The 24,978-nt window shown below is 67.7% G+C and carries 23 protein-coding genes, 2 tRNA genes and 5 pseudogenes; 16 read left to right on the top strand and 14 right to left on the bottom strand.

The features are described from left to right. The 5 genes and pseudogenes from D477_RS13280 to D477_RS13260 form a co-directional block, all read left to right on the top strand. Nucleotides 1–706: pseudogene (locus D477_RS13280) on the top strand (hypothetical protein); the annotation flags it as partial. Beyond that, nucleotides 703–945, top strand: a complete 243-nt coding sequence (locus D477_RS13275; protein ID WP_005270024.1) for a hypothetical protein — start codon at nucleotides 703–705, stop codon at nucleotides 943–945. The pseudogene D477_RS13280 and the gene D477_RS13275, both read left to right, overlap by 4 nt. Before the next feature lie 47 nt (nucleotides 946–992). Then, nucleotides 993–1,247 carry a PspC domain-containing protein gene (locus D477_RS13270; protein WP_005270023.1) on the top strand — a complete coding sequence of 85 codons (255 nt, stop codon included), beginning with the start codon at nucleotides 993–995 and terminating at the stop codon, nucleotides 1,245–1,247. A gap of 149 nt (nucleotides 1,248–1,396) precedes the next feature. Continuing rightward, nucleotides 1,397–2,424, top strand: a pseudogene (locus tag D477_RS13265) (ATP-dependent 6-phosphofructokinase). Nucleotides 2,425–2,451: 27 nt separating this feature from the next. Beyond that, nucleotides 2,452–3,171, top strand: coding sequence for a GNAT family N-acetyltransferase (locus tag D477_RS13260; RefSeq protein ID WP_005270020.1), 720 nt, complete (start codon nucleotides 2,452–2,454; stop codon nucleotides 3,169–3,171). 15 nt (nucleotides 3,172–3,186) lie between these two features. Here the strand turns inward: D477_RS13260 and ygfZ are convergent, their stop codons facing one another. The 3 genes and pseudogenes from ygfZ to D477_RS13245 form a co-directional block, all read right to left on the bottom strand. Next, on the bottom strand, nucleotides 3,187–4,269 hold the full coding sequence (gene ygfZ, locus D477_RS13255; protein WP_043846952.1) for a CAF17-like 4Fe-4S cluster assembly/insertion protein YgfZ: 1,083 nt from the start codon (nucleotides 4,267–4,269) through the stop codon (nucleotides 3,187–3,189). Nucleotides 4,270–4,328: 59 nt separating this feature from the next. Further along, nucleotides 4,329–4,930, bottom strand: a pseudogene (locus D477_RS13250) (FABP family protein). A gap of 219 nt (nucleotides 4,931–5,149) precedes the next feature. After that, a complete protein-coding gene (locus D477_RS13245) occupies nucleotides 5,150–5,893 on the bottom strand; it encodes a hypothetical protein (RefSeq protein WP_043846948.1) in 744 nt (247 codons plus the stop codon). 162 nt (nucleotides 5,894–6,055) lie between these two features. Between D477_RS13245 and D477_RS13240 the strand changes: the two genes are divergently transcribed. The 8 genes from D477_RS13240 (at nucleotide 6,056) to D477_RS13205 (ending at nucleotide 14,278) form a co-directional block, all read left to right on the top strand. Next, nucleotides 6,056–6,766, top strand: a complete 711-nt coding sequence (locus D477_RS13240; RefSeq protein WP_005270015.1) for a winged helix-turn-helix transcriptional regulator — start codon at nucleotides 6,056–6,058, stop codon at nucleotides 6,764–6,766. Nucleotides 6,767–6,809: 43 nt separating this feature from the next. Beyond that, on the top strand, nucleotides 6,810–7,793 hold the full coding sequence (mshD, locus tag D477_RS13235; protein ID WP_005270014.1) for a mycothiol synthase: 984 nt from the start codon (nucleotides 6,810–6,812) through the stop codon (nucleotides 7,791–7,793). A 72-nt stretch (nucleotides 7,794–7,865) separates the two neighbouring features. Further along, complete coding sequence (locus tag D477_RS13230; RefSeq protein WP_005270013.1) at nucleotides 7,866–10,091, top strand: RNA degradosome polyphosphate kinase; 2,226 nt, start codon at nucleotides 7,866–7,868, stop codon at nucleotides 10,089–10,091. A 17-nt stretch (nucleotides 10,092–10,108) separates the two neighbouring features. Further along, on the top strand, nucleotides 10,109–11,053 hold the full coding sequence (locus tag D477_RS13225; RefSeq protein ID WP_043846950.1) for an NUDIX hydrolase: 945 nt from the start codon (nucleotides 10,109–10,111) through the stop codon (nucleotides 11,051–11,053). Between the two features lie 54 nt (nucleotides 11,054–11,107). Then, a complete protein-coding gene (locus D477_RS13220; RefSeq protein ID WP_052510784.1) occupies nucleotides 11,108–11,869 on the top strand; it encodes a thymidylate synthase in 762 nt (253 codons plus the stop codon). Continuing rightward, nucleotides 11,866–12,402 (top strand): dihydrofolate reductase, encoded by a 537-nt coding sequence (locus tag D477_RS13215; RefSeq protein WP_005270010.1) that lies wholly within the window; start codon nucleotides 11,866–11,868, stop codon nucleotides 12,400–12,402. Before D477_RS13220 ends, D477_RS13215 begins: the two co-directional genes overlap by 4 nt. Before the next feature lie 69 nt (nucleotides 12,403–12,471). After that, nucleotides 12,472–13,617, top strand: coding sequence for an aspartate-semialdehyde dehydrogenase (gene asd / locus D477_RS13210; protein WP_043846946.1), 1,146 nt, complete (start codon nucleotides 12,472–12,474; stop codon nucleotides 13,615–13,617). A 235-nt stretch (nucleotides 13,618–13,852) separates the two neighbouring features. Then, nucleotides 13,853–14,278 (top strand): hypothetical protein, encoded by a 426-nt coding sequence (locus tag D477_RS13205; protein ID WP_005270008.1) that lies wholly within the window; start codon nucleotides 13,853–13,855, stop codon nucleotides 14,276–14,278. A gap of 3 nt (nucleotides 14,279–14,281) precedes the next feature. On the opposite strand, the gene D477_RS13200 is transcribed toward D477_RS13205, so the two are convergent. The 5 genes and pseudogenes from D477_RS13200 to D477_RS13180 form a co-directional block, all read right to left on the bottom strand. Further along, on the bottom strand, nucleotides 14,282–15,370 hold the full coding sequence (locus D477_RS13200; RefSeq protein ID WP_005270007.1) for a UDP-N-acetylmuramate dehydrogenase: 1,089 nt from the start codon (nucleotides 15,368–15,370) through the stop codon (nucleotides 14,282–14,284). Nucleotides 15,371–15,380: 10 nt separating this feature from the next. After that, nucleotides 15,381–15,809, bottom strand: coding sequence for a MaoC family dehydratase (locus tag D477_RS13195; protein WP_005270006.1), 429 nt, complete (start codon nucleotides 15,807–15,809; stop codon nucleotides 15,381–15,383). Next, nucleotides 15,806–16,267 carry an FAS1-like dehydratase domain-containing protein gene (locus D477_RS13190; RefSeq protein ID WP_005270005.1) on the bottom strand — a complete coding sequence of 154 codons (462 nt, stop codon included), beginning with the start codon at nucleotides 16,265–16,267 and terminating at the stop codon, nucleotides 15,806–15,808. Before D477_RS13190 ends, D477_RS13195 begins: the two co-directional genes overlap by 4 nt. Before the next feature lie 77 nt (nucleotides 16,268–16,344). Further along, entirely contained in the window at nucleotides 16,345–16,590 is a 246-nt protein-coding gene (locus D477_RS13185; protein ID WP_005270004.1) for a hypothetical protein, read from the bottom strand. A gap of 112 nt (nucleotides 16,591–16,702) precedes the next feature. Next, nucleotides 16,703–17,268 (bottom strand): annotated as a pseudogene (locus D477_RS13180) (type 1 glutamine amidotransferase domain-containing protein). Between the two features lie 170 nt (nucleotides 17,269–17,438). On the opposite strand from D477_RS13180, the gene D477_RS13175 reads away from it, so the two are divergent. From D477_RS13175 to D477_RS13165, 3 genes are all read left to right on the top strand, one after another. Further along, on the top strand, nucleotides 17,439–17,969 hold the full coding sequence (locus D477_RS13175; RefSeq protein ID WP_237740790.1) for a sugar O-acetyltransferase: 531 nt from the start codon (nucleotides 17,439–17,441) through the stop codon (nucleotides 17,967–17,969). 224 nt (nucleotides 17,970–18,193) lie between these two features. Continuing rightward, nucleotides 18,194–18,547 (top strand): hypothetical protein, encoded by a 354-nt coding sequence (locus D477_RS13170; protein WP_005270001.1) that lies wholly within the window; start codon nucleotides 18,194–18,196, stop codon nucleotides 18,545–18,547. 92 nt (nucleotides 18,548–18,639) lie between these two features. After that, nucleotides 18,640–19,008, top strand: a complete 369-nt coding sequence (locus D477_RS13165; protein WP_005269998.1) for a YybH family protein — start codon at nucleotides 18,640–18,642, stop codon at nucleotides 19,006–19,008. Nucleotides 19,009–19,041: 33 nt separating this feature from the next. On the opposite strand, the pseudogene D477_RS13160 reads toward D477_RS13165, so the two are convergent. The 6 genes and pseudogenes from D477_RS13160 to D477_RS13135 form a co-directional block, all read right to left on the bottom strand. Then, nucleotides 19,042–20,504: pseudogene (locus D477_RS13160) on the bottom strand (protein adenylyltransferase SelO). Between the two features lie 129 nt (nucleotides 20,505–20,633). Then, nucleotides 20,634–20,707 (bottom strand) — tRNA-Met (locus D477_RS13155). A gap of 58 nt (nucleotides 20,708–20,765) precedes the next feature. Then, a tRNA-Thr gene (locus tag D477_RS13150) sits at nucleotides 20,766–20,837 on the bottom strand. A gap of 149 nt (nucleotides 20,838–20,986) precedes the next feature. After that, a complete protein-coding gene (locus D477_RS13145; RefSeq protein ID WP_005269996.1) occupies nucleotides 20,987–22,222 on the bottom strand; it encodes a phosphotransferase in 1,236 nt (411 codons plus the stop codon). Between the two features lie 186 nt (nucleotides 22,223–22,408). Further along, complete coding sequence (locus D477_RS13140) at nucleotides 22,409–24,316, bottom strand: DEAD/DEAH box helicase (RefSeq protein ID WP_005269994.1); 1,908 nt, start codon at nucleotides 24,314–24,316, stop codon at nucleotides 22,409–22,411. A gap of 354 nt (nucleotides 24,317–24,670) precedes the next feature. Continuing rightward, nucleotides 24,671–24,978: PadR family transcriptional regulator (locus D477_RS13135; RefSeq protein WP_005269992.1), on the bottom strand; the 308-nt coding region annotated here is incomplete at its 5' end.

The following is a 24,978-nucleotide window of genomic DNA, read 5'->3' as shown; positions in this document are numbered from 1 at the left end:
CTACCGCCGGCCTGTTCCGCCCGCCCCGCCGCGGCCGCGCCGGAAGGGCCCGTCCGGGGTAAGTATCGCCCTAACGCTCGGAACCGCAATGGTGGCTGCCGGCGTCGTACTTGCCCTGCCGCTGCTGCTGGAATTCGATGCCGGCCTGGCACTGCTGCCCGCCGCCGTGGCTGCCGCGCTGCTGTGCATCGGGGTGGGAATCGTGGTCCTTGGCATCCGCGGACGGACCTCCGGCATCCTCGGTTTCCTCGCCGCCGTCGGGATTGTCCTGTCGCTGGTGACCACCGCGGGCGTGCAGTGGCAGACCGCGAACTACTCGATCGGCACCAACACCACCTGGACCAGCGCTTCCGGCGCCCCGGCCAGCGAGGGCTACAGCATCGTGGCCAGCCGCGGGACCGTGGACCTGTCAGACCTGGCCCCGGGAACGTTCAGCGGTCCCGTCACGGTGCCGGTCAACGCCGTCGCGTCGACGGTGGAGATCATCGTGCCCGCGGACGAGACGGTGGAGGTCCAGTCCGCGCTGGCCATGGGAAATGTCGAATACAGCACGGCGTTCGAAACGCGCCGCAGCTCGGGTGTATGGCAGCCCGGGTCTTTCATCATCAATGACGACGGCTCCGCTCCGTCGGTCATCTTGCAGATCAGGGGCGCAGCCAGCAATGTGGAGATTGTCGAAGCTGCGGAAAGGGGAAGCTCCTCATGAGCACGCAATCCACTAACGACGGCGTCATCACCGGCCCGGGCGTCGGCACCATTGTGTGGGGCCTGATCGCGGTCGCGGTCAGCCTGCTGGTGCTGCTCAGCGTCCTCTGGGGCATCAGCTTCGACTTCGGCCATGTGCTCATCGCCCTGCTCATCGGCTCCGGCATCGCCCTGGTGGCCGGCGGGATCTGGGGCGTGTCGCGCACCAAGGACAATTCCGCCGGACAGGACAAGGCGTAGCGGCGGCCAGCTGTCCGTTCCGCTCCTCAAGACGAAAGAACAGGTTCATGGATTCCTTCTACCGCTTCCTCCGTTCCCTCCCGATCCGCCGCGGCCCCAACCGCTGGATTGGCGGCGTGTGCGGGGGCATCGCCGCCAAGTTCGGCTGGGACCCCACGCTGGTCCGGATCGTCACGCTGCTGCTGTTCCTGGTCCCCGGCATCGGCGTGGCCGGCTACCTCGTGGCCTGGCTGCTGCTGCCCTACTACGACGGCACCATCGCGCTGGAGCGGCTGCTGGCCAACCGGAGCCTGGGCCGCTGACAGCCTGCTTGTGAGGCCCCGGTCCGCCCAGGACGGGGCCTCACTTGTCCCCAAGGCTATGATCAGCGGCACGGGCCTGTCTATTATCGATTGGGGCTCAACGGGGCGCTCCGAACCTGTGAAGCAGCGTTACGAAGATTGGGATCCCTGTGAAGATCGGCATCATGACCAGCGGTGGCGACTGCCCCGGCCTGAATGCAGTCATCCGCGGTGCGGTGCTCAAGGGCATCAAAACCTATGACCACGAGTTCGTGGGGTTCCTCGACGGCTGGCGCGGCGTCGTGGAAGGCCAGTGCATCGACCTGCCGCGGCACAAGGTCCGCGGCATCTCGAAGCAGGGCGGCACAATCCTGGGCACCTCGCGGACCAACCCGTATGACGGCCCCAACGGAGGCCCGGACAACATCGCCGCCACCCTGGCACGGCTCGGTGTGGACGCGGTGATTGCCATTGGCGGCGAAGGCACCCTCGCGGGCGCGCGCGAGCTGACCAACGCGGGCTTGAGCATCGTCGGCGTGCCCAAGACCATCGACAATGACCTCGACGCCACGGACTACTCCTTCGGCTTCGACACGGCGGTGCAGATCGCCACGGAAGCCATGGACCGGCTGCGCACTACCGGCGAGGCGCACCACCGCTGCATGATCGCCGAAGTCATGGGCCGCCACGTCGGCTGGATCGCCCTGCACGCCGGCCTGGCCGCCGGCGCCCATGCCATCCTGATTCCGGAGCAAAAGGTCCCCATGCAGCAGGTCGCCGCCTGGGTGATGGAGGCCTCGAACGCGGCCGGGCCCCGCTGGTGGTCGTGGCCGAAGGCTGGGTGCCCGAGGGCGACGACAAGCCGTGGGCCGAACGCGGGCTGGATGCCTCCGGCCGGCCCCGGCTCGGCGGCATCGGCGAGCACCTTGCGCCGGAACTGGAGCGGCTGACCGGCCTGGAGACCAGGGCTACGACGCTGGGCCACATCCAGCGCGGCGGGGTGCCCAGTGCCTACGACCGGGTGCTGGCCACGCGCCTGGGCATGGCCGCCGTCGACTCCGTTTCGGATAAGCGCTGGGGCACCATGGTGGCGCTGCGCGGCACGGACGTGGTGAGCGTCGGCTTCCAGGAGGCCGTGGGCAACCTGAAGTTTGTTCCGCAGTACCGCTACGATGAGGCGGCTGTACTCTTCGGCTGAGCGGAACCTGGGCGTAACGTGGGCAGCATGAAACTGGACTCAGGCACCTGCGATATCGTGCTGCTCGCCTGGGCGCGGCTGCTGGGTTTCGAGGACACGGCCTTCATGGCGGACGCCGGGCGGCTGACCCGCATCAATAACGACGCCGGGAAACTCACCTTTGTGCGGCTGTTCGGGCGTTCGGCACTCGTGGGGCCCGAGTGGGCGATCGAGGCCGCCGCCGCCTGCACGGACGATGAGCTGGCCGAGCACCGCACGCTGCTCCAGCTCAGCCACGGCTACGGCGGCAACGGTGCCGGCAAGGCCCAGTTGTTCTTCGCCGACGACCTCCCGCTGGTCCAGCCGGACGAGGAAATCACCGTATCCACGATTACCGACGACGCCGTCCGGCTGGAGGCGCTCTGCCCGCCCGACGACGTCAACGAGGTCGGCCTGAGCGGCATGGACAAGTCGTTCGTCCTGCTCAGCGGAGCCGATCCGGTGGCCGGTGCCGGCTACCAGGAGTGGCAGCAGATCCTCGGGCACATCGGCGCGCTCACCCTGCCGCGCTTCCGGCAGCGCGGCATCGGCTCGCTGGTCGCCGCCATTGCCGGCCATGAAGCCCTGACCGCCGGACTGATCCCGCAGTGGCGCGCGCACGAGGCCAACGCCGCGTCGCGGGCAACGGCGCTCTCGCTGGGCTTCGTCGAAGCCGGCACCCAAACGTCCGTCTATCTCCCGGCCCCGCAGGAAGGGCACTCCGACTAGGTGCGGAAAGCCGGCCTAGCGCGGGCCGCGCAGCAGTCCGGTGGGCCGGCCCACGACCTTGCCGGCGTCCGGGGCCACGATGGTCTCCTGGCTGGCATCGTAGGACTCGTCGCCGTCGACTACCACCAGCTGGGCCGCCGGATCCACGGACCGTTTGACCACGGCCAGGGCGACCGGTCCCATTTCGTAATGCTGGGCAGCAGACGTCACCCGGCCGACGGTCCGCTCGCCGAGCCGCACCTCGCTGCCGGCATCCGGCAGGGTGTGCTGGGAGCCGTCCAGCTGGAGGAAGACCAGGCGGCGCGGCGGATGGCCCAGGTTGTGGACCCGGGCCACCGTCTCCTGGCCCTTGTAGCAGCCCTTGGCCAGGTGGACGGCCGTGCGCAGCAGGTCCAGCTCGTGCGGGATGGTCTTCTCGTCCGTTTCCAGTCCGAAGCGCGGCCGCCAGGCGGCGATCCGGAGTGCTTCGGCGGCCCACACGCCGGCCAGTTCACGGCCGGCCAGGGTGTCTTCCAGCTCGTCCGCCGGGACCAGGTACTCAAACCAGGTGAGGTCCCGGCCGGGGTGCTCCGGCTCGTCGATGCCGGTGTAGGCGTAGCCGCCGGCGCCGATCTCCGGCCACGGGTCCTGCCAGCCGAGGCGGCCTTCGAAGCCGGGCTGTGCAGCGGCGGCCCCCACCACGGCCCACCGGTCCGTCGCATCGACGGCTTCCACGCGCATCATGAACTTCATGCTGGTCAGCCAGGCGGCCAAGCCCTCGGCCTCGAAGGACTCGACGATCAGCCAGCTCGTGTCGCCGTCGTCAATGATCCGCGCGTCATATTCGATCCGCCCCTGCAGGGTCAGCAGCAGCGTCTCGCGGGACTGGCCCGGCTTCAGGTCCAGCAGCAGCTGGGAAGAAAGGGTGTTGAGCAGGTTCAGCCGGTCCTCGCCGGCGACCGTGACCACGCCGCGGTGGGAGAGGTCGACGACGGCGGTTCCGCCGGCCAGCAGGCGCTGTTCGCGCAGCGGGTCCCCGTAGTGCGCGGCGACGCCGGCATCCGGCTGGGAGGCTTCAACGGCTCCGGGGCGTGACAAAAGGGGGCTTCGGTAGCTCATATCGGGGTCAACGTCCTTGGCAGGCGGGTCCATTCCCGCACGGGCTGGCGGGCAGCGGTTCAGGAGGTTTTCTTCAGGATCGCCGAGGCGTGGGCCTTCAGTTCTTCGCCCTTGCTCGACGCGACGTCCCAGCGCCAGAACAGGTCCCCCTGGACCAGGCCGAAGATCCGTGTGGCGGCGTTGTACTCCTTGGACTGGGAGCCGCGCATGACCATGTCCGTGGCCAGCTGGATCTGCGGCCCCTTGATCTGCCCGTAGTACAGCTCGGCGATGCCGCCGGGATGCACGATCGTGGCGGTGATGTCGAAGCCGCCGGATTCGTTCCGCAGGTCCTCGACTTCGTCCGCGGACTTGAGCGCGGGAACGATTTCCGCCGGAATCAGGCCGGGTCCGACGTCCGCATCGTTGAGCTTGCGGTCCAGCGCCCAGAACCCGGTCTCCACGGACAACGGCCGCAGCCGGGTGCCGTCCTCATCGGTGAGCCAGCTTTCGGCTTCATACTGCAGGTACGGCAGGCCGTGCTGCTTGAAGGTGGCGGTCTGGAAGAAGTATTCCGAATCCGCATCACCTTCCCCGAGCCGGCCTGCACCCTCCAAGTGCCCAGCAGCCAGGAGAGCGGGACCAGCTCGGGTGTCAGATCGGTGGGAAGTTCCATCGGCATGGCCGAAGATCAGTCCTTTACTTCTGGCCCTTGAACAGGCGCCACACGACCAGCCCGGCGAACCAGGCCATGGACAAACCGGCAACGACAAGGAGGGTCAGGAAGAAAATCTCAAGAGCTAGATGCGACATAGCTCCATACTAACCGGAGGGCAGGACCCGTTCGGACTGGTTACGCGCTCGCGGCGGACGGTGTCAACCGCGCCGGCCGGAGGCCTGATCAGCCCAGCAGCATCTTCTCGAGGAAGTAGACCAGCGCACCCGAGGACAGTACCGGCGCGGCGCCGACGGCCAGCATGGCAGGCAGCTTGGTCGGGCCACCGTCCGCCAGGATCAGCCGGCGGAAGCAGACGATGATCCCGCCGGCAACGGCGCCCACCAGCGCCGCGGGCAGCATGGGCACGCTCGAGGCGAGGGCCGCGCCCAGCGCTCCGGTGAGCACGGCCAGGACCACGCCCAGCGGGGCCACCAGGCGGTCCGGCCACGGCAGCACACAGACCGCCACGGCCATCAGCATGCTCACGCCTGTGACCAGCATCATGCCGCTGTCGGCACTGTTGGCGGAGAGCCGTTCCGCCGCCACCCAGCCGGCGCCCAGGACTGCCAGGAGCAGGCCGCTGCTGGCGCCGAAGGTGGATTCGAGCCGGTGGGGCTGCCCCGTGCCGCGGATCAGTTGGACCATGAACACCGCAATCACGCCAAGGGCAATAACGACGACGGTCCACGCCAGTGCCATCCCGGCCGGCGCTATGGAAGCCAGCAGGACCGCCACGATGCCGGCCAGCGAGATGACCGTGGAGAGCGTCTTCCTGGCGGGGACGCCCAGCAGCTGCGGCCAGCCAATGCCGACCATCAGCACTCCGGCGCAGGCGACGGCGGCAACCGCCGCAGGCGACCAATACGTTGCCCCGACTACTGCACACAACAGCACGGCCGCAGCGACCGCGACGATCCACGTTCTCACCCAGCCATCCTGCCCTATTACAGGAATGAGTGCGAGAACACAGCCGCCGGGCCGGCCCGGCGCTATACTGATGCGCAATCATCCGGCAGCCGGCTTAGCCAGCCCGGCGCCGCCGGTGGGCCGTCCGACGATGTGCGCCGACTCAGCCTTCGGGGAGGAAACATGCCGCACATTCTGCTCTTGACCAACAGCCAGGGTTCTTCGATCGAAGTGCTCCCCGCCCTCGAATTGCTCAGCCACAAGGTCCATATCCTGCCGGCCGAGCCTACCGCCCTGCTCGAAGCGGATCCCGCCGACGTCGTCATGGTCGACGCCCGCAAGGACCTGGTCGCGGCACGCAGCCTGACCCAACTGCTCAAGGCGACCGGCCTGAGCGTCCCGCTGATGCTCATCCTGACCGAAGGCGGCATGGCCGCGGTGTCGGCGAACTGGCTGGCCGACGATGTGGTCCTGGACACCGCCGGCCCCGCGGAAGTGGAGGCACGGCTGCGGCTGGTAAGTGCCCGGGCCAGCCAGGCAGATGAGGAGGCCAGCACGGAAATCCGGGCCGCCGGCGTCGTGATCGATGAGGCCAGCTACACGGCCCGCATCGGCGGACAGCCGCTCAACCTGACGTACAAGGAATTCGAGCTGCTCAAGTACCTGGCACAGCATCCGGGCCGCGTGTTCACCCGGGACCAGCTGCTCCACGAAGTCTGGGGCTACGACTATTACGGCGGCACGCGCACGGTGGATGTGCATGTGCGGCGGCTGCGCGCCAAGCTCGGCGCGGACCACGAACAGCTGATCGGCACGGTGCGCAACGTCGGCTACCGCTTCACCTTGGTTCGCTCCGGCGACGCCACCGAGGCGGACGCCGAGCAGTCCGCCTGAGTCCGGCAGCCCGCAGCGCCCCGGCCCGCGCTACGCTGGCCTCATGAACGCACTGTCTTCGCCCGACTGGCCGGTACAGATCTTCAAGGGCGCGCCGGATGCCGAAGTGCTGCACAGCATCCGCGCGCTGGCAAACGCCGCTGAGGAAGCCGACGGCAACCCGCCGCTCTCCGAACAGACCTGGGTCAACCTCAAGGCTGCCGATACTGACCAGCTGATCGTGCTGGCCACCTACGCCAACGAGGAGAAATCCGACCCGGCGACGGCCACCGCCCTGGCCGGGGTCGCCGTCGTCAATCTCCCGGTGCACGGCGAGGACGCAGGCGTGCTGGAACTGGTGGTGCACCCGGAGTACCGCAACCAGGGCGTGGGCACAGGGCTGGTGACCGGACTGCAGCAGCACACCGAACTGCCCGCGCTGCGCGCCTGGTCGCACGGCGACCACGAGGGTGCGGCCAAGCTCGCCGGGCGCTTCGGGTTCACGCCGGTAAGGGAACTGTGGCGGATGCGCCTGACCCACGTGCCGCAGCTGCCCGAGGCCGCACTCCCGGAGGGCGTGTCCATCCGCGCCTTCGTGCCCGGCCGGGACGAGCAGGCCTGGCTGGCCGCCAACGCCGCCGCGTTCGCCCATCATCCGGAACAGGGCCAGCAGACGCTGGCCGACCTGCAGGCGCGGATGGCCGAGCCGTGGTTTGATCCGGCCGGCTTCCTGCTGGCAGTGGACAAGAACGACGGCGGCCTGCTCGGCTTCCACTGGACCAAGATCCACCCGCGTACCGGCTCGCATCCGTCCATTGGCGAGGTCTACGTGGTCGGCGTGACGCCGCAGGCCCAGGGCAGCGGGCTGGGCAAGGCGCTGACCATCGCCGGCATCAAGCACCTGCATGACCAGGGCCAGCAGGCGGTCATGCTCTACGTGGACGCCGACAACACCGCCGCGGTGGCGCTGTACCGCAAGCTCGGCTTCACCCGCTGGGACACGGATGTGATGTACGCCCCGGCCGAGGCAACGGCGGCTTCGCGCTAATCTTGAAGGCGACGGCTCCGCCCGCTCCGGCGTGCGCCTGCACCACCCTTTGACCAGCTGAGGAGAGCTCCCATGGCTACCGAATCGGCAACTCCCGCCGCCTACCGGCTCGGCTCGTCCGAAGTTGCCCCGGCCCGCGCCACCCAGGACCGGATCGACATTCCGGAATTCGCGCCGTCGCTGGTTCCGGAGGGCGATTTCAGCTCGAACGACCGCTTCCTGGACCGGGAGGTCAGCTGGCTGGACTTCAACGCGCGGGTGCTGGAGCTGGCCGAGGACCCGGACCTGTTCCTGCTGGAGCGGGTGAACTTCCTCTCCATCTTCGCGTCCAACCTGGATGAATTCTTCATGGTCCGGGTGGCAGGGCTGAAGCGGCGCATCGCAACCGGCATCGCCGTGCCCTCCGCCGCCGGCCTGAGCCCGGTGGAGCAGCTGGAGCAGATCATGGTGGAGGCGCACCGGCTGCAGAGCCGACACGCCCGGGTCTTCGCGGAGCAGATCCGGCCGGAGCTGGCCTACGAGCACATCCACATGGTCCGCTGGGACGAGCTGACGGATGCGGACCGCGATTCGCTGACCGCCATGTTCAAGGAGAAGGTCTTCCCGATCCTGACCCCGCTGGCGGTGGACCCTGCGCATCCCTTCCCGTACATCTCCGGGCTGTCGCTGAACCTGGCGGTCGTGGTCCGGAACCCGGTCAGCGAGAAGGAGCTCTTCGCCCGCGTCAAGGTCCCGGACCAGCTGCCGCGGCTGATCTCGGTGGACGGTCCGCGCGCCGGTTCCGTGCCGGGCCGCACGGCACGGTTCATCCCGCTCGAGGACATCATCGCCCAGCACCTGGACCTGCTCTTCCAAGGCATGGAGGTGCTCGAGCACCACACCTTCCGGGTCACCCGCAACGAGGACCTGGAAGTCGAAGAGGACGACGCCGAGAACCTGCTGCAGGCGCTGGAGAAGGAACTGCTGCGCCGGCGCTTCGGCCCGCCGGTGCGCCTGGAGGTCACCACCGACATCAACCCCAGCGTCCGCGAGCTGCTGGTCCGGGAACTCGGCGTCGAGGAGTCCGAGGTCTTCGCCCTGCCCGGCCCGCTGGACCTGCGCGGCCTGAGCGTCATCGCCGACATCGACCGCAATGACCTGCACTACCCGAAGCACCTGGCCCACACCAGCCGCTACCTCAACGAGAGCGAGACCTCGAAGGCGGCCAACGTGTTCGCCGCGATGCGCCGCCGCGACATCCTGCTGCACCACCCGTACGACTCGTTCTCTACCTCGGTCCAGGCCTTCCTGGAGCAGGCCGCCTCGGATCCGAAGGTCCAGGCCATCAAGCAGACGCTCTACCGCACCTCGGGCGACTCCCCGATCGTCGACGCGCTGATCGACGCCGCCGAAGCCGGCAAGCAGGTGCTCGCGCTGGTCGAGATCAAAGCCCGGTTCGACGAGCAGGCCAACATCGACTGGGCGCGCAAGCTGGAACAGGCCGGCGTGCACGTGGTCTACGGCATCGTCGGGCTCAAGACGCACTGCAAGCTCTCCCTCGTGGTGCGCCAGGAAGGGGACCGGCTCCGCCGCTACTGCCACATCGGCACCGGCAACTACCATCCGCGCACGGCCCGCTACTACGAGGACCTGGGCCTGCTGACCTGTAACGACCAGGTCGGCGAGGACCTGTCCAAGCTGTTCAACCAGCTCTCCGGCTACGCCCCGAAATCCACCTTCAAGCGGCTGCTGGTCGCCCCGCGCTCGGTGCGCAGCGGCCTGATCGACCGAATCGAGGCCGAGATCGCTCACCGCAAGGCGGGCCTGGACGCCCGTGTGGTCATCAAGGTGAACTCCATGGTGGACGAGGCCATCATCGACGCCCTGTACCGCGCCTCGCAGGCCGGCGTGCAGGTCGACGTGATCGTGCGCGGCATCTGCGCACTGCGCCCGGGGGTGCCCGGACTGAGCGAGAACATCCGGGTCCGGTCCATCCTGGGCCGCTTCCTCGAGCACTCCCGCGTGTTCGGCTTCGCCAACGGCGGGGATCCGGTCGTGTTCATCGGGTCGGCCGACATGATGCACCGGAACCTCGACCGGCGCGTGGAGGCACTGGTCCAGCTCAGTTCCCGCGAGGATATCGCCGAGCTGCTGGCCCTGCTGGACCGGTACCTGGACGCGGAGACCTCCAGCTGGCACCTGGACAGCCTGGGCCGCTGGACGCGCCATCACAAGGACGACGACGGCAACCCGCTCTGCGACGTCCAGTCGTGGCTGCTGGCCAGCCGCGCCCGCCAGCGTTCCGGCAGCCGCCGGTGACTGCGAAGACGAACCTGATGGCAGACGGACAGACCGTGCAGGACGTCACCGTGACCGCGGCCGGCGCGCTCTGCTGGCGTTCCCGGCGGGGGCAGCTGGAGGTGCTGCTGATCCACCGCCCGCGCTACGACGACTGGTCCTGGCCGAAGGGCAAGCTGGACGACGGCGAAACCAACCCCGAGTGCGCCGCCCGGGAGGTGCAGGAGGAAATCAACGTCAAGGTGCAGCTGGGCATTCCGCTGCCGTCCATCCGCTACCCGGTGGCCTCCGGGATGAAGGAAGTGCATTACTGGGCCGCCAAACTGGACAAGGAGACCCCGCGGCCGGATGGCTCCGAGGTGGACCAGTTCCGCTGGTGCACCCCGGACGAGGCCGCCAAACTGCTCACCAGCCCCTCGGACCGGGAACCGCTCGAGGCCCTGGTGGACGCGCACCGGCGGGACGAACTCGATACCTACCCGTTCGTCGTCGTACGCCATGCCAAGGCGCGCCCGCGCTCCTCCTGGGCACGGCCCGAAGGCGAACGCCCACTGGCCGCCACCGGACAGCGCCAGGCCCTCGCCGTGTGCCGCCTGCTCAGCGCCTGGGAGCCGAAGCGGATTGTCTCCAGCCCGTGGACCCGCTGCATGCAGACGATTACGCCGTACGCCAATTTCCGCAATCAGCGCATCCGCACGGTGGACGCCATCACCGAACACAGCGCGCACCGGAACCCCAAGAAGGCGCGGGCCGCGATCAAGGCGCAGCTGGACAAGCGGAAATCGACCGCGGTCTGCACGCACCGCCCGGTCCTGCCGCAGGTCATCAAGGTGCTCAGCGCACACGCCTCCGAGGAGGTTGCCGCGAAGCTGCCCGGCAAGGACCCGTACCTGAAGCCCGGCGCCGCCATTGTCTGCCAGGTCAGCAACAAGCACCCCGGCCGGATCGTCTCCATCGAGCTCTACGACGCCTTCGATGATTAGACTGGCTGGGTGACTTCGATTCCCACCCCATATGAGGACCTGCTGCGCGATGTGATGGCGCACGGAACCGCGAAGGCGGACCGCACCGGCACCGGAACCCGCAGCGTCTTCGGACGCCAGCTGCGCTACAACCTGGCCGACAGTTTCCCGCTGATCACCACCAAGCGGGTGCATTTCAAGTCCGTGGCGCTGGAGCTGCTGTGGTTCCTGCGCGGGGATTCGAACGTGAAGTGGCTCCAGGAGCGCGGCGTCACCATTTGGGATGAATGGGCTAACGACGACGGCGAATTGGGCCCCATTTACGGCGTACAGTGGCGTTCGTGGCCCACGCCTGACGGGGGCCACATCGACCAGATCGCCGAGCTCGTCGAGGGGCTCAAGGCGAATCCGGATTCTCGCCGGCACATCGTCTCGGCATGGAACGTGGCCGAAATCAAGAACATGGCGCTGCCGCCCTGCCACGCGTTCTTCCAGTTTTATGTGGCAGACGGCAAGCTTTCCTGCCAGCTCTACCAGCGCAGCGCCGACATGTTCCTCGGGGTTCCGTTCAACATCGCCTCCTACGCGCTGCTGACGCTGATGATCGCCCAGCAGACCGGACTGGAGCCGGGCGAGTTCGTCTGGACCGGCGGCGACGTCCACATCTACGACGACCATCTGGAGCAGGTCACCGAGCAGCTGAGCCGGGACCCGTACCCGTACCCGCAGCTGCACATCAGGCGCAAGCCGGCGAGCATCTTCGATTACGAGTTCGAGGACTTCGAGATCGTCAACTACCGGCACCACCCGACGATCAAGGCCAAGGTGGCGGTATGACGGCGGCGCAGCTGGTGGGACTGCTCTGGGCCGAGAGCTCCAACGGCGTGATCGGCCGCGACGGCGACCTGCCCTGGCACCTGCCGGAAGACCTGGCCCATTTCAAGCGCACCACCAACGGCCATCCGGTGGTGATGGGCCGCAAGACCTGGGAGTCCTTCCCGGAGAAGTACCGGCCGCTGCCCGGGCGGACCAACATCGTGATCAGCCGCCGGCCCGAGCTGCGCGGCGCGCTGGAGGCCGCGGGAGCCGTCGGCGCCGAATCCCTGGAGCAGGCGATGGCCGCTGCCCGGACCAGCGCCGGCAGTGACGAAATCTGGATCATCGGCGGCGGGGAAATTTTCCGTGACGCCACCGCCTTGGCGGACACCGCCGTCGTTACCGTGATTGACATGGAAACGGACGGGGATACGTACGCCCCGCAGCTGGGGCCGGAATGGACCGCGGAACAGCGTGAGCCGGCGGAAGGCTGGCTGACCTCCGCAAACGGCACCCGCTACCGGATCGAGCGCTGGACCAAGGGTTCTTCCTGACGATTGCCAAAGGGAGACCGGGGTCACGTTTTTCCCGCTGCCAAGGGGCCCTGTCTTAGAATGGTAGGCATGACTTCAGCAGCAGCTTCTGCCCCTGCCCAGTCCGTCGGCCTCATCGGCTGGCGCGGCATGGTCGGCTCCGTCCTGATGCAGCGCATGCAGGAGGAAGGCGACTTCGACCTGATCAACCCCGTGTTCTTCTCCACCTCGAACGCCGGCGGCAAGGCCCCCGCGTTCGCCGAAGGAGCCGGGACCCTCCAGGATGCCTACGACATTGAAACGCTGGCCAAGCTGCCGATTATTGTGACCGCGCAGGGCGGCGACTATACCTCCGAGGTCTACCCCAAGCTGCGCGATGCCGGCTGGAACGGCCTGTGGATCGACGCAGCCTCCACCCTGCGCATGGCCGATGACGCGATCATCGTGCTGGATCCGGTCAACCGCGACGTCATCGACGCCGGCCTGGACCGCGGCGTGAAGAACTTCATCGGCGGCAACTGCACCGTTTCGGCCATGCTCATGGGCCTCGGCGGCCTGTTCCGCAACGGGCTGGTCGAGTGGGGCACCTCGATGACCTACCAGGCTGCCTCCGGGGGTGGTGCCCGGCATATGCGCGAGCTGCTGAACCAGTTCGGCTCGCTGCACGGCGCGGTGTCCGCCGAGCTGGCCGAACCGGCTGCCGCCATCCTCGAGATCGACCGCAAGGTCCTGGCCCAGCAGCAGGATCCGGCCATGGATTCCTCCCAGTTCGGCGTGCCGCTGGCCGGCTCCGTCATCCCGTGGATCGACAAGGACCTGGGCAACGGCCAGTCCAAGGAGGAATGGAAGGCCGGTGCGGAGACCAACAAGATCCTCGGCCGCGGCTCCGACCAGCGCATCCCGTTCGACGGGCTGTGCGTGCGCATCGGCACCATGCGCTGCCATTCCCAGGCGCTGACCCTCAAGCTCACGGAGGACCTGTCAGTGGCCGAGATCGAACGGCTTCTCGACGCGGACAACGAGTGGGCCAAGGTGGTTCCGAACAACAAGGAAGCGACCATGGAGCAGCTGTCCCCGGTCAAGGTTGCCGGCACCATGGACATCCCTGTGGGCCGCATCCGCAAGCTGGAAATGGGCCCGGAGTACATCAGCGCCTTCACCATTGGCGACCAGCTCCTCTGGGGCGCCGCCGAGCCGCTGCGCCGCATGCTGCGGATCGCCACCGGCAACCTCTAGCAGGACCGGCGTACCCGTACGCCGCAACACTTCACTGGAGCCCGTTCCCCTCTCCCGGGGAGCGGGCTCCAGCCGTTTCAGCGAACGACGGCGGAGCTGCCGCCCGGGTGTGCCTCCTCCTACACAGGCGTCCGGGCCGGGGCGGACTCCACCAAGCGCGGCGGCGCGCGGGCCGCCTCCGCTGGACTGCCGTAGCGTTGGGGCATCCCCTGGATCCGAGCGGAAGGAGCGCCTGATGGGCAGGCCGAGCGTGGACCGGCTGCTGGGTGTGTTCTTCCTGTTCTGCAGCGCCGGCAAGGAGGCCGCTGCGGTAGAACGGCACGAGCGGATCCAGCTGCGTTTGCGGACGTTCCTGGACGCTTGCGGCGATGATTACGTGAACCTCCAGCAGGCACAGCTGCTGGCCCTGGAGCGGCAGTTCCGGCCTGACGGGGCCTTCGCCCGGCTGATGACCGCGGATGAGCTGATCACTGCGCTCCCGGCCTTCCTGTCACCGGTGTGGCTGATGGCCCACCGCGTGGACCGGAAGGTCCAGATCAGCCACAGCAGCAAGCTGGTGCACTGGCTTTGCACGAAGAACCTCGTGGATTTCCGGGCGCACCGCGAGGACCTGGTCCTCTTCCGCAAGGCGCAGGAAGCCGCTGCCCGGCGGGGCCAGTGAAGGTCAGAGCGCGCAGCCGATGAGCAGCGGTTCGGGGTGCAGCCGGATACCGAAGGCGTGTTCCACGCCGTCCCGCACGGTCCGTCCGATGGCGAGGATGTCCGCGGCCGCGGCGTCGCCCCGGTTCGTAATGGCCAGCGTGTGCTTGGTGGACAGCGACGCCCGTCCGCCGGCCACTGAGAAGCCGTCGATCGTGCCGTTGCCGGTTCCCTCCAGCCCGAAGCCCTTGCTGAAACCGGTGCGGTCAATCAGCCAGGCTGCGCTGAGCTTGACTCCCTCGCCCGACGGCCAGCGCGGCGCATCCGCAGGGAGGCCGTCAGCCACCTCGGGCGCGACGATGGGATTGGTGAAGAAGGACCCGGTGCTGAAGGTGTCCCGGTCCGCCGGGTCCAGCACCATGCCTTTGGAGGCCCGCAGGCGCAGGACTTCGCGGCGGACCTCGGCTGCAGGAGCCCGCTCCCCCACGTCGACGCCCAGGCTGCGCGCGAGTTCCGTGTAGCGGATCGGCGCACTGAGCTGGTCCCGCTGCAGGCGGAACCGCACGGCCAGAACGACATAGCGCGGCGAGCCGTTGACCGTGGTCTGCTTGAGCAGCGAATCCCGGTAGCCGAAACCGAGTTCATGGTTGGCGAAGGTGCGGATGGCTGCTTCCTGCCGGTCCCAGGTCCGCACGTCCACGAGGGTGTGGGAAACTTCTGCTCCGTAGGCACCGACATTCTGCACCGGTGTTGCCCCGGTCAGTCCGGGAATGCCGGAAAGCGCCTCCAGCCCGGACAGGCCCTGCTCTACCGTCGCCTCGACCAATTCATCCCAAAGCTGGCCGGCCTGGACGTCGAGCAGGACGGCGTTGTCGGCGGAGCCTTTCCCGGACAGGCTGTAACCGCTGGTGGCGATCCGCAGCACGGTGCCCGGGTAGCCTTCGTCGGCAATGACGAGGTTGGAGCCGCCACCGATGGTCAGCAGGTCCTCGCCGTGCTCATCAGCCCAGCGGACGGCCCCGACCACGGCCTCTTCGGAGGCTGCCTCAACGTACTTGCCGGCAGGACCGCCCACCTGCACGGTGGTCAGCGGCGCCAGCTGCGTTCCGGCCACCGTTTCCCCGCTACCAGGCACGGACCACGGCCTGCGCCTTGACCAGCACCTTCTGGCCGGCGGCGGTGACAGTCAGGTCCACCCGAACGGTCGAATTGGCTTCGTCGACGGCGCCGATCACGCCGGCCACTTCGATCGTGGCCCCGGGGCCGTCCACGTCCTCGACGACCACGGGCTTGGTGAAGCGCGTCTGGTAGTCGACGATGGCGGCGGGATTGCCGATCCAGTCGGTCACGACCTGGACGGCGGCGCCCATCGTGAACATGCCGTGCGCGATGACGCCCGGCAGCCCCACCTGCTCCGCGAAGCGGCCGTTCCAGTGGATGGGGTTGAAGTCGCCGGAGGCGCCGGCGTAGCGGACCAGATCGGCGCGGGAAACGTCGATCGAGGCCGTCCCGATTTCCTGCCCCACGGTCAGTTCGTTCAGTGCAACCGTCACTGGTCTTCTCCCCTCACCAGGATGGACGAAGTCGTCGTGGCGATCGCCTCGCCTTCGACCGTGCTGATTTCCGCGCGGGTCGTGATCATCGCGCCCCCACCCATCGCCCGCACCTGGTCCACATGGAGTTCGGCCACCAGGTTGTCGCCGGCCACGATCGGCCGGTGGTGCACGAAGCGCTGGTCGGCATGGACGACGCGGGAAAAATCGATCCCGGCCGCCGGATCCTCGATCAGCTGCGCGTCCGCACGCTGCGCCACGATGATGGCGAACGTCGGCGGGGCCACGAGATCGGCGTAGCCCAGGTCCCGCGCCGCTTCGAGGTCGAAGTGCGCCGGATGCGTCGCCTTGACCGCGCGGGCGAACTCGCGGATTTTCTCGCGGCCAACACTGTACGCGTCGCCGGCCGGATAGACACGGCCGGCCAGGTCGGGGTTGACCCCCTTCTGCTCTGTCATGGAACTCCTTTTGAGCGGGCGGAAAATAGCTTCCACAAGCCTAGTGCAGCCGGCGCCGCGGCACCGGAACCGCGAGGTCAGTTATTCTTACGCCCCTGGGCCGCGGCATGCCTGGCCCGGGCGTCCTTGGCCCGCACCACCAGGCCGGCCAGATGGGTCAGCAGCCCCGTAATGATGAACGCCAGCGCCGCCCAGGTCAGCGGCTGGACACCGGCGGTTGCCGCGAAGATGGACAGCAGGATGCCGACACCGATCAGGACCATGGCGGAGATGACGAGTTTGCGGTACAGCGGCGAGCCAAGATCCCAAGGTTCATAGTCCAAGGTTATCGGTTGGGGCCGGGCAACCCTGAACCGGCGCCTGCGCTCCCCTTGCCCGAAACAACGACGCCGGACCCCGCCTGAGGCGGGATCCGGCGTCGTTGGTGGGGGTTGGTCAGGCAGTTTGGCCGCTGTGCTTGCCCTCGGCGACTTCCTCGATCAGCTTCGCGTTGAACGCCTCAAGGTCGCCCGGATTGCGGCTTGTCACGAGGCCCTGGTCGACGACCACTTCCTCGTCGACCCAGGTGGCACCGGCGTTCTTCAGGTCGGTAGCCAGGGTGTGGTAAGAGGTCAGCTTGCGGCCGTCGGCCACTCCGGCCTCGATCAGGATCCACGGACCGTGGCAGATGGAGGCCACGGGCTTGCCTGCCTCAAAGAACGCGCGCGTGAACTCCACCGCGGCCTTCTCGACCCGCAGATGGTCAGCGTTGACGACGCCGCCGGGGATCACCAGCGCATCGTAGTCGGCGGCATTCGCCGCATCGGCGGCAACGTCCACCGGGAACTTGTCCGCCTTGTCCACGCCCTTGAAGCCCTGCAGCTCGCCGGACTTCGGGGCGACCAGGACCGGCTCCGCGCCGGCATCCTTGACTGCCTGCCACGGCTGGTGAGTTCAATCTGCTCCACGCCGTCCGTCAGCAGGAAGGCGATCTTCTTTCCGGAAATGCTTTTGTCAGCCATGGTTCCTCCAGTTCTTCGCAGATTCGTCGGGAGATCTTCCCTCCGCCCACGCTAGCGAGGGAGGCGTTAACTAAGCAAGCTGAGCTTTTGCAGGCTCGGCAGGATACAGTCACCCCCATGAGCAACAGCCGGAAAAGTATGCGGGAACGGATGCTCGCGGGGAACCGTACATTGCCGACGACCCGGAGCTCGCGCGGGACTCGGCCAGGGCGCAGGGGCTCACCCACCGGATCAATATGCTGGATCCCAACGACCACGAGCAACGCCGGCAGCTGCTGAGCGAGCTGCTCGGGGCCTTCGGGGAAGACAGCGAGATCCGGCCGCCGCTGCGCTGCGACTACGGCTACCAGACTTTCTTCGGCGCCCGCAGCTTCGCCAACTTCGGCCTGGTCTGCCTCGACGTCGCCAGGATCTCTGTCGGCGACGACGTCCAGATCGGCCCCAACGTCCAGCTGCTGACGGCAACCCATCCCCTGGAGCCCGGGCCCCGAAGGGACAAGTGGGAAGCCGCGGAACCCATCGTCATCGGCGACAACGTCTGGCTGGGCGGCGGAGTCATCGTCTGTCCCGGCGTGACTATCGGTCCTGACACGGTAGTCGGCGCGGGTTCGGTCGTCGTCAAGGACCTGCCGGCCGGAGTGGTCGCCGTCGGTTCGCCCGCCCGCGTCGTCAGGGAGCTCCCCGCATCTCCGCTCTCGTGAATTGCTTCCAGGTTCGGGCCTGAGAACGGCCAGGTCTCGAACCGGATGCAGGAGGACGCCGGCCATAACAATCCGACCTTGTCCCCTGCCCTTCTCGTTGTAACGGTGGGATGATCATCTCCCGGCCCCGCACTGGTTCCTGCAGGCCGGCGGTAATCCTGGCGAACATCACATGATGAAGGGAGATTCCGGTGCCCGAACCCAATCCTGAGCAGGCTCCAATAATGCGCGACCTGTCGATGCAGATGCTGTCGGCTTTCCCAAGCGCGTCAGTGTTCCACTGGCACGTCATCGAGGATCCGAAGACGGACGAGCCGCATGCCTACATCACCATGCTCCTCGACGGAACCGGTGGCCGCCTCGATGGGCTGCTGCCCCAGGCGGAGGCCGAATGGATGGAGTATGCGGAGCAGCAGATTGTCCGAAAGTACGAGCACCAGCTGGGCTGGGCCTCGTTCGACCGCGACGCTTCGTATGTCTTCTCCGTGAAGGACTGCCGCGAAATCACCGACATCGAGGGCAACTGCACGTTCGACCCTGGCTACGAAAACCATCCCGGCCTGGAGTGGCTCCGGTAACTGCAGCCTTTCTCCTCTGGCAGGCTCCGGTTCCCCGTTGGTAGATTGCCTGCTCCCGACGGGGACCGCTGTCAACTGAGCTGGAGGACAAAATGCCGATCAATGACGCGAAATCCCTGCATGCTGCCTGGGCTGAGCGCTTCAACGCGAAAGACCTCGACGGGATGCTGGAGCTGTTTGAACAGGATGCCGTCTTCGTCCCCCAACCGGGAGCTCCAACCACCGGCGGGGAGACGCGGCAGGCGCTGAGCGGATTCCTCGAGCTGGGCCTGCCCATCAACCTGGAGGTCCGCCACCTCTATCTGGCCGGCGACGTAGCACTCGCCGTGGCGGACTGGTCCATCGCCGGGACCGCCGCGGACGGCAGCCAGGTGGACATGGCCGGCACGACGGCGGATGTCCTCCGCCGGGGAAATGACGGGTGGAAGTTCGCCATCGACAACCCCCTCGGCACCGCGTAGCCCCGGCTGGCCTAACTCGCGGCCGATAATGCCTTAGGTGCCGCAGAAGGTCCGGTAGGTGCCGAAGTCCTCCGGGGCTGCCTCAGCGTAGCGGCCGAAGCCGGGCCGCTCGTCAAAGGGGGCAGTGACCGCGTCCAGAAGCCGCCCGAACGGTCCCATGTCCCCTTCGGTAGCGGCGTCCAGCGCTTCCTCGACCAGGTGGTTGCGGGGAATGTAGGCGGGGTTGATCCGGTCCATCAGGTCCGCATCGGGCTCCTGTGCCTGCCACTGTTCGGACCAGGCGTCGAAGGCAGCGGTGTCGGCGAACAGGTTCCGGACGGAGTCGGCCCGGCCGCGCGCCGCGAGGCCGAGGCGCCGGAAGAACGAGGTGTAGTCCACCCGGCCTGCCTGGAGCAGAGCCACCAGCTCGTCCACCAGCGGGGAGACAGCCTCGTCATCGGTGCTGCCGCGGAGGCCAAGCTTGGCCCGCATCCCGGCCGACCAGGCTGCACTGTACTGGCTGCGGAAAGCACCCAGGGACTCCACCGCCAGCTCGACCGCCTGCTCCTCATCATCGTGCAGGAGGGGCAGGAGTGCCTCGGCCAGTCGGGCCAGGTTCCATTCCGCCACCACCGGCTGGTTGGCATAGGCGTAGCGTCCCCGCTCGTCGATCGAGCTGTAGACCGTGGCCGGATCGAAGGCTTCCATGAAGGCGCACGGCCCGTAGTCGATGGTCTCGCCCGAGATCGCCATGTTGTCGGTGTTCATGACGCCATGGACGAAGCCCACGAGCATCCACTGGGCCACCAGGGTCGCCTGGGCAGCGATGACCGCCTGGAAGAACGCGTAATAGGGCTGGTCTGCTTCCGACGCGCCGGGATAATGGCGGGCGATCGCATGGTCGGCCAGACGGCGCAGGAGTTCTGTATCACCGGTTGCCGGGCATATTGGAAGCTGCCCACGCGCAGGTGACTGCTCGCGACCCGTGCGAGGAGGGCCCCGGGCAGGAGGGTTTCGCGGCGCACGGTGCGTCCCGTGGCAACGACGGCGAGGGAGCGAGTTGTCGGAATTCCGAGGGCGTGCATCGCCTCGCTGACCACATACTCCCGCAGCATCGGCCCGACGACGGCCTGGCCGTCCCCGCCGCGGGCGAACGGTGTGCGTCCGGAGCCCTTGAGGTGGATGTCGCGAAGGCTGCCGTCGGCGCCGGGAATCTCGCCGAGCAGGAGGGCTCGCCCGTCACCGAGGCGGGGAGAGTACATGCCGAACTGATGCCCGGCGTAGGCCTGCGCCACCGGAGTGGCGCCGCCGGGCACCAGGTTGCCGGTGAGCAGCAGCAGACCCTCGGGAGTCTTCAGGAACGCCGGGTCCAGGCCCAATGCTGCGGCCAACTGCTCATTGAGCACCAGGAGCTTTGGATCGGGAACGTCCTCGGCTTGCCAAGGAAGGGCCAGTTCCGAGAGCTCCCGGGCAAAGCGGGCGTCGAAGGCGATGGCTGATTGTGCTGTGGCACCCATCCATCAAGAATACCTGTGGCACCTTCGCTCGAGTCGCCGAACCCAGAATCTCCAGTCGCTGGACCGCTCGGGAGTGGACCGGGAATGGAAAAAGCAGGCCAGGAAGTTCCTGACCTGCCCTTCGTGCTGTAGCGGTGGCGGGACTCGATCCCGCGACCTCACGATTATGAGTCGTGCGCTCTAACCAGCTGAGCTACACCGCCACGAATGGGAAGGCCCGCGCTGCGCCTTTCCGACACAGACGCGGGCTCCGCCATTCAGAGCCCCCCACCGGAATCGATCCGGTGACCTCGTTCTTACCAAGAACGCGCTCTACCACTGAGCTAGGGGGGCAACGGAGAAATACATTACCAGCAGATTGGGCCAGAGTGAAATCGAAATGGCCGGTTTGTGTCCAGCCCCACATTCCAGCTTCCGAAACGGGACTGAAAGGACGTTCCGCCCGCTTTGACCGCCTCTGTTCCTCGACCAGTCGGAGACGGTCAAAGCAGCTCCTCAATCTGCGTCAGGCGGCGGGTGATCCGGATGCGCCAGTCCGGCTCACATTCTCGGAAGGGCTGGAGAATCCGGGCATACAGATGGGCTGCAGTCCACGCGCGCAACTCCTCCGGGTCGATTGCCACACCCTCGCCTGCCACGCCGTGGGCTTCCCGATAGCCGTCCAGCAGAGCTTCCGTCAAAGTCCTGCTGCCGAGTTCCAGGAGTTCGACGGCGGCAAAGCAGCCGAGGTCGGAGACGACTGCCCCATAACCGCAGCGTTCAAGGTTGATGATCCGGATCCCATCGGCGCCGACCAAGATCCGGTCTGCGGAAAAGCCGCCGTGGACGAAGCCGGCGCGACCGGCGTGACGCAGAGCGGCGATCAGCCGTTCGGCGGCACCCTGCAAGCGGCTGCGGAGTTCTGGCAGCAGCTCGGATGCAGCGTCGGCCAGCTTCTTCGGCTGCGGGCCGGCGGCCATCTCCGTCCCCGAGCAAAAAGGCTGGGCGTGCAGGCGCGCGAGAGCCTGCCCGGCGCTGGCAGCAAGCAGGAGCGGCTGCGGGGCGCTCTCGGACGGTGCCTGCCCCGCCGCTGCAGGCAACGGGAAACCCCTCCCAGGGGCAGTGACGCTCCGGGCCAGCTGCAGCAAGTCCGTCGTGCCGTACCAGGGGTAGCAGGCCGTGTGCCCGGCAAAGTCCGGTTCTTCGGGAAGGAACCCGGGGTTGAGCTGCCCCAGCACTGGCACTCCTGCCTGCCGGAGCCGTTCCAGCAGCGGTTCGGGAACCTTCGCCGCTTTGTCGGTTATGTGGGCGACCAGACGGCCGGCATCCGCGTCGTCAAAGGCTACGACGAGGTGCCGGCCAGAGTTGTAACTGAGCACTTCGATCCGGTCCAGCGGCAGGCCGGATCCGCGCAGCGGGTGGTAGAGCCTGCTGTCCAGTTCCACCGGACCGCAGACCAGCTGATGCCCTGGGGTGCCGGGCAGTTCCAGCGTTTCCAACACGGCATTCAATGCCGCTGCTCGGTCGAACGACTCCCGCAGTTTGCCCGCATAGTCCGGATGGAAACCGGCCGCCCACTGGATTCCCACGGCGCTTTCCAGCCGGGCCAACACCGAGACCCCAGGCTTGTACCGCAGGTGGCCTGCCTTGGCCGGGCGGCCCAGCAGGGCGCGGAGACGGCCCGGATCCAGCAGCGCGTCGAGGGCGGGGAGCGAAGCATCAAGCGCGGTAGCGGTCATAGCACCGGTCCCTCCAGCAACTAAGTCCGGTGGAGCTTTACGGTCCATCCACGCACCATGGTCAGGACGGATCCTGCATTAACCTTGACGGGCAATGTTCTCTTCCGCCAGAGGCCAGAGGCACCTGCCGCCCGACGGGCTGCAGGTGCCTCTGAAAAGAACTCCGCCGCTGCGGAAGCTCTCGCTCTAGTACTTGGTGTGCCGCGGCTTGCGCGCGCCGGCACCGTGGCCGAAACGGGACTCGCCGCGGTCCGCGCGGTCGCGCCCGAAGCCGCGTTCGCCGTCGTGCTTTTTCTTGAAACCGCGCTCGCCGTCGAACTTCTTCTTGAAGCCGCGCTCGCCGTAGCTTCCCCGGCTGCCGCCGAAGTCCTCGCGGTCCCGCCGCGGCTTGCGGCCGGAATCCAGCTCCAGGTGGATCAGCTCGCCGCCGATGCGGGTCCGGGACAGGGCGCGCAGCTGGTCCTTGGACAGGTCGGCCGGCAGTTCCACCAGCGAGTGGTCGCTGCGGATGTCGATGCCGCCGATCTGGGCAGAAGTCAGGCCGCCCTCGTTCGCCAGAGCACCGACGATGGAGCCCGGCATCACACGTTGGCGGCGGCCGACGGCGATCCGGTAGGTCGCGTTGCCTTCGGTCAGCGGGCGGGACGGGCCGCGGGAGCCGAAGCCGTCCTTCTTGCCGCCGGCCAGGCGGGCCTGCTTGGCCGGGGGCACCGGCAGCTCCTCCATCAGCAGCGGGCGGCCGCCCTGCGCCATGTGCGCCAGGGCCGCGGCGATCTCCACGGCGGTGACGTCATGGTTGGCCTCGTACTTCTCCACCAGCTCGCGGAAGACGGCGAGGTCTTCGCTCTCCAGGGTCTCGGTGATCCGGCCGGCGAACTTCTCCAGCCGGTTGGCGTTGACCGTGTCCACCGTGGGCAGATGCATCAGCTCGACGCTCTGCCGGGTGGCCTTCTCGATGGCGCGCAGCAGGTACTTCTCGCGCGGCGTCATGAAGAGGATGGCATCGCCCGTGCGGCCGGCGCGGCCGGTGCGGCCGATGCGGTGCACGTAGGACTCCGTGTCGTGCGGGATGTCGTAGTTCACGACGTGGCTGATGCGCTCGACGTCCAGGCCGCGGGCCGCGACGTCGGTGGCCACGAGGATGTCGATCTTGCCCTCGCGCAGCGCCTCGACCGTGCGCTCACGCTGCTGCTGCGGGATATCGCCGTTGATGGCGGCGGCGGTGAAGCCGCGGGCCTTGAGCTTGTCGGCCAAGTCCTCGGTGGCCATCTTGGTCCGCACAAAAGCGATCACGCCGTCGAACTCTTCGGTCTCCAGGATCCGGGTCATCGCATCGAGCTTGTGCGCGCCCATGACCTGGACGTAGCGCTGCCGGATGTTGGTGCCGGTTGAGGTCTTGGACTTGACCGAGATCTCGGCCGGGTCCTTCAGGTACTTCTTGGCGATCCGGCGGATGGCGGTCGGCATGGTGGCCGAGAACAGTGCCACCTGCTTCTCTTCCGGGGTCGCGTCGAGGATGCGGTCCACCTCTTCGGCGAAGCCCATGCGCAGCATCTCGTCCGCCTCGTCCAGCACCACGTACTGCAGTTCGGACAGGTCCAGCGAGCCCTTTTCGATGTGGTCGATCACACGGCCGGGCGTCCCAACCACGACCTGGGCGCCGCGGCGCAGTCCGGCCAGCTGCGGGCCGTAGGCGGAGCCGCCGTAGACCGGCAGGACGGTGAAGTCCTCCATGTGCGCGGCGTAGGAGGAGAAGGCCTCGGCGACCTGGAGCGCGAGCTCGCGGGTGGGGGCCAGCACCAGGATCTGGGTGTTCTTGGTCGGCGGCAGCTCGGCCATCCGCGAGAGCGCGGGAATGGCGAAGGCGGCGGTCTTGCCGGTGCCGGTCTGGGCGAGGCCCACGACGTCGCGGCCTTCCAGCAGGGCGGGAATGGTAGCGGCCTGGATCGGCGACGGCTTTTCGTAGCCGACGTCGGTCAGGGCTGCCAGCACGCGGCCGTCAAGGCCGAAATCGGTGAAGAGTACGGTGTTCTCTTCCTCGGCCGGCGCAGCGGCTTCGGTTTCGGACACGGGAGCAGTGGGATTTTCGGACACAGGAGTTCCTCATTTTCATTTCGGGGAACGGAAGCCACGCAAAGCACGGCCGCCTGAAGCAGACGGCGATGTCCTGGGGGCTCATTGACACAAGTCCGACGCTGTTGCAATCCCGCGGCAGGACTTTCCGTCACAGCTGCTGGCCGCCTCCCGGCGGTCTGTATGACGCTTTCGACAGCCGGCGCTCCCAAAATGAAACTGTCCGCAATTGCGGACCCAACACACCAATCAGACGCGACGCGCCGAAGTAAGGGAATACCGGAGTGGGGGATGTATCCATTGTACAGTACGGCCGCCGGCTGCCCGTCCACGCCAGCACGACGGCGGAGGTGAGCTTGGGCACAGCCGGCCGCCTTAGGGCTGGAGTGCTTCGAGCGTCTCCTCGGCCCAGGCAATCCAGGCACGCTCGAACGTGATGCCGGCTTCGAGGACGGCCAGCTGCAGCTGGCTGGCGCGGTGCGGCGGGCCGGGCGGGAAGGTCTGTTCCTTCAGGTCCAGGTAGGTCTGCAGCTGCTGAAGGTGCAGCCGCAGGTGCCGGCGCAGTTCAGGCTCCGGCGACGGTCCGTCAAGCACGGCAGAAGCACGGAGCCGGATCATCAGTTCCTCGCGCACCGGCCGCGGGTCCTGCTGCCGGGCCGTCCAGGCCGCCAGCTCGTGCCGGC

This window comes from Arthrobacter crystallopoietes BAB-32 (assembly GCF_000328305.2).
Classification (GTDB): Bacteria; Actinomycetota; Actinomycetes; order Actinomycetales; family Micrococcaceae; genus Crystallibacter; species Crystallibacter crystallopoietes_A.
This window is presented reverse-complemented; position numbering and strand designations above follow the sequence as displayed.

What these genes read in the sequence shown, in the direction of transcription:
- D477_RS13275 (WP_005270024.1), top strand. Translation starts at nt 703, where the DNA reads ATGAGCACGCAATCCACTAACGACGGCGTCATCACCGGCCCGGGCGTC.
- D477_RS13270 (WP_005270023.1), top strand. Translation starts at nt 993, where the DNA reads ATGGATTCCTTCTACCGCTTCCTCCGTTCCCTCCCGATCCGCCGCGGC.
- D477_RS13260 (WP_005270020.1), top strand. Translation starts at nt 2,452, where the DNA reads ATGAAACTGGACTCAGGCACCTGCGATATCGTGCTGCTCGCCTGGGCG.
- ygfZ (WP_043846952.1), bottom strand. Translation starts at nt 4,269, where the DNA reads ATGAGCTACCGAAGCCCCCTTTTGTCACGCCCCGGAGCCGTTGAAGCC.
- D477_RS13240 (WP_005270015.1), top strand. Translation starts at nt 6,056, where the DNA reads ATGCCGCACATTCTGCTCTTGACCAACAGCCAGGGTTCTTCGATCGAA.
- mshD (WP_005270014.1), top strand. Translation starts at nt 6,810, where the DNA reads ATGAACGCACTGTCTTCGCCCGACTGGCCGGTACAGATCTTCAAGGGC.
- D477_RS13230 (WP_005270013.1), top strand. Translation starts at nt 7,866, where the DNA reads ATGGCTACCGAATCGGCAACTCCCGCCGCCTACCGGCTCGGCTCGTCC.
- D477_RS13225 (WP_043846950.1), top strand. Translation starts at nt 10,109, where the DNA reads ATGGCAGACGGACAGACCGTGCAGGACGTCACCGTGACCGCGGCCGGC.
- D477_RS13220 (WP_052510784.1), top strand. Translation starts at nt 11,108, where the DNA reads ATGGCGCACGGAACCGCGAAGGCGGACCGCACCGGCACCGGAACCCGC.
- D477_RS13215 (WP_005270010.1), top strand. Translation starts at nt 11,866, where the DNA reads ATGACGGCGGCGCAGCTGGTGGGACTGCTCTGGGCCGAGAGCTCCAAC.
- asd (WP_043846946.1), top strand. Translation starts at nt 12,472, where the DNA reads ATGACTTCAGCAGCAGCTTCTGCCCCTGCCCAGTCCGTCGGCCTCATC.
- D477_RS13205 (WP_005270008.1), top strand. Translation starts at nt 13,853, where the DNA reads ATGGGCAGGCCGAGCGTGGACCGGCTGCTGGGTGTGTTCTTCCTGTTC.
- D477_RS13190 (WP_005270005.1), bottom strand. Translation starts at nt 16,267, where the DNA reads ATGACAGAGCAGAAGGGGGTCAACCCCGACCTGGCCGGCCGTGTCTAT.
- D477_RS13170 (WP_005270001.1), top strand. Translation starts at nt 18,194, where the DNA reads ATGCGCGACCTGTCGATGCAGATGCTGTCGGCTTTCCCAAGCGCGTCA.
- D477_RS13165 (WP_005269998.1), top strand. Translation starts at nt 18,640, where the DNA reads ATGCCGATCAATGACGCGAAATCCCTGCATGCTGCCTGGGCTGAGCGC.
- D477_RS13145 (WP_005269996.1), bottom strand. Translation starts at nt 22,222, where the DNA reads ATGACCGCTACCGCGCTTGATGCTTCGCTCCCCGCCCTCGACGCGCTG.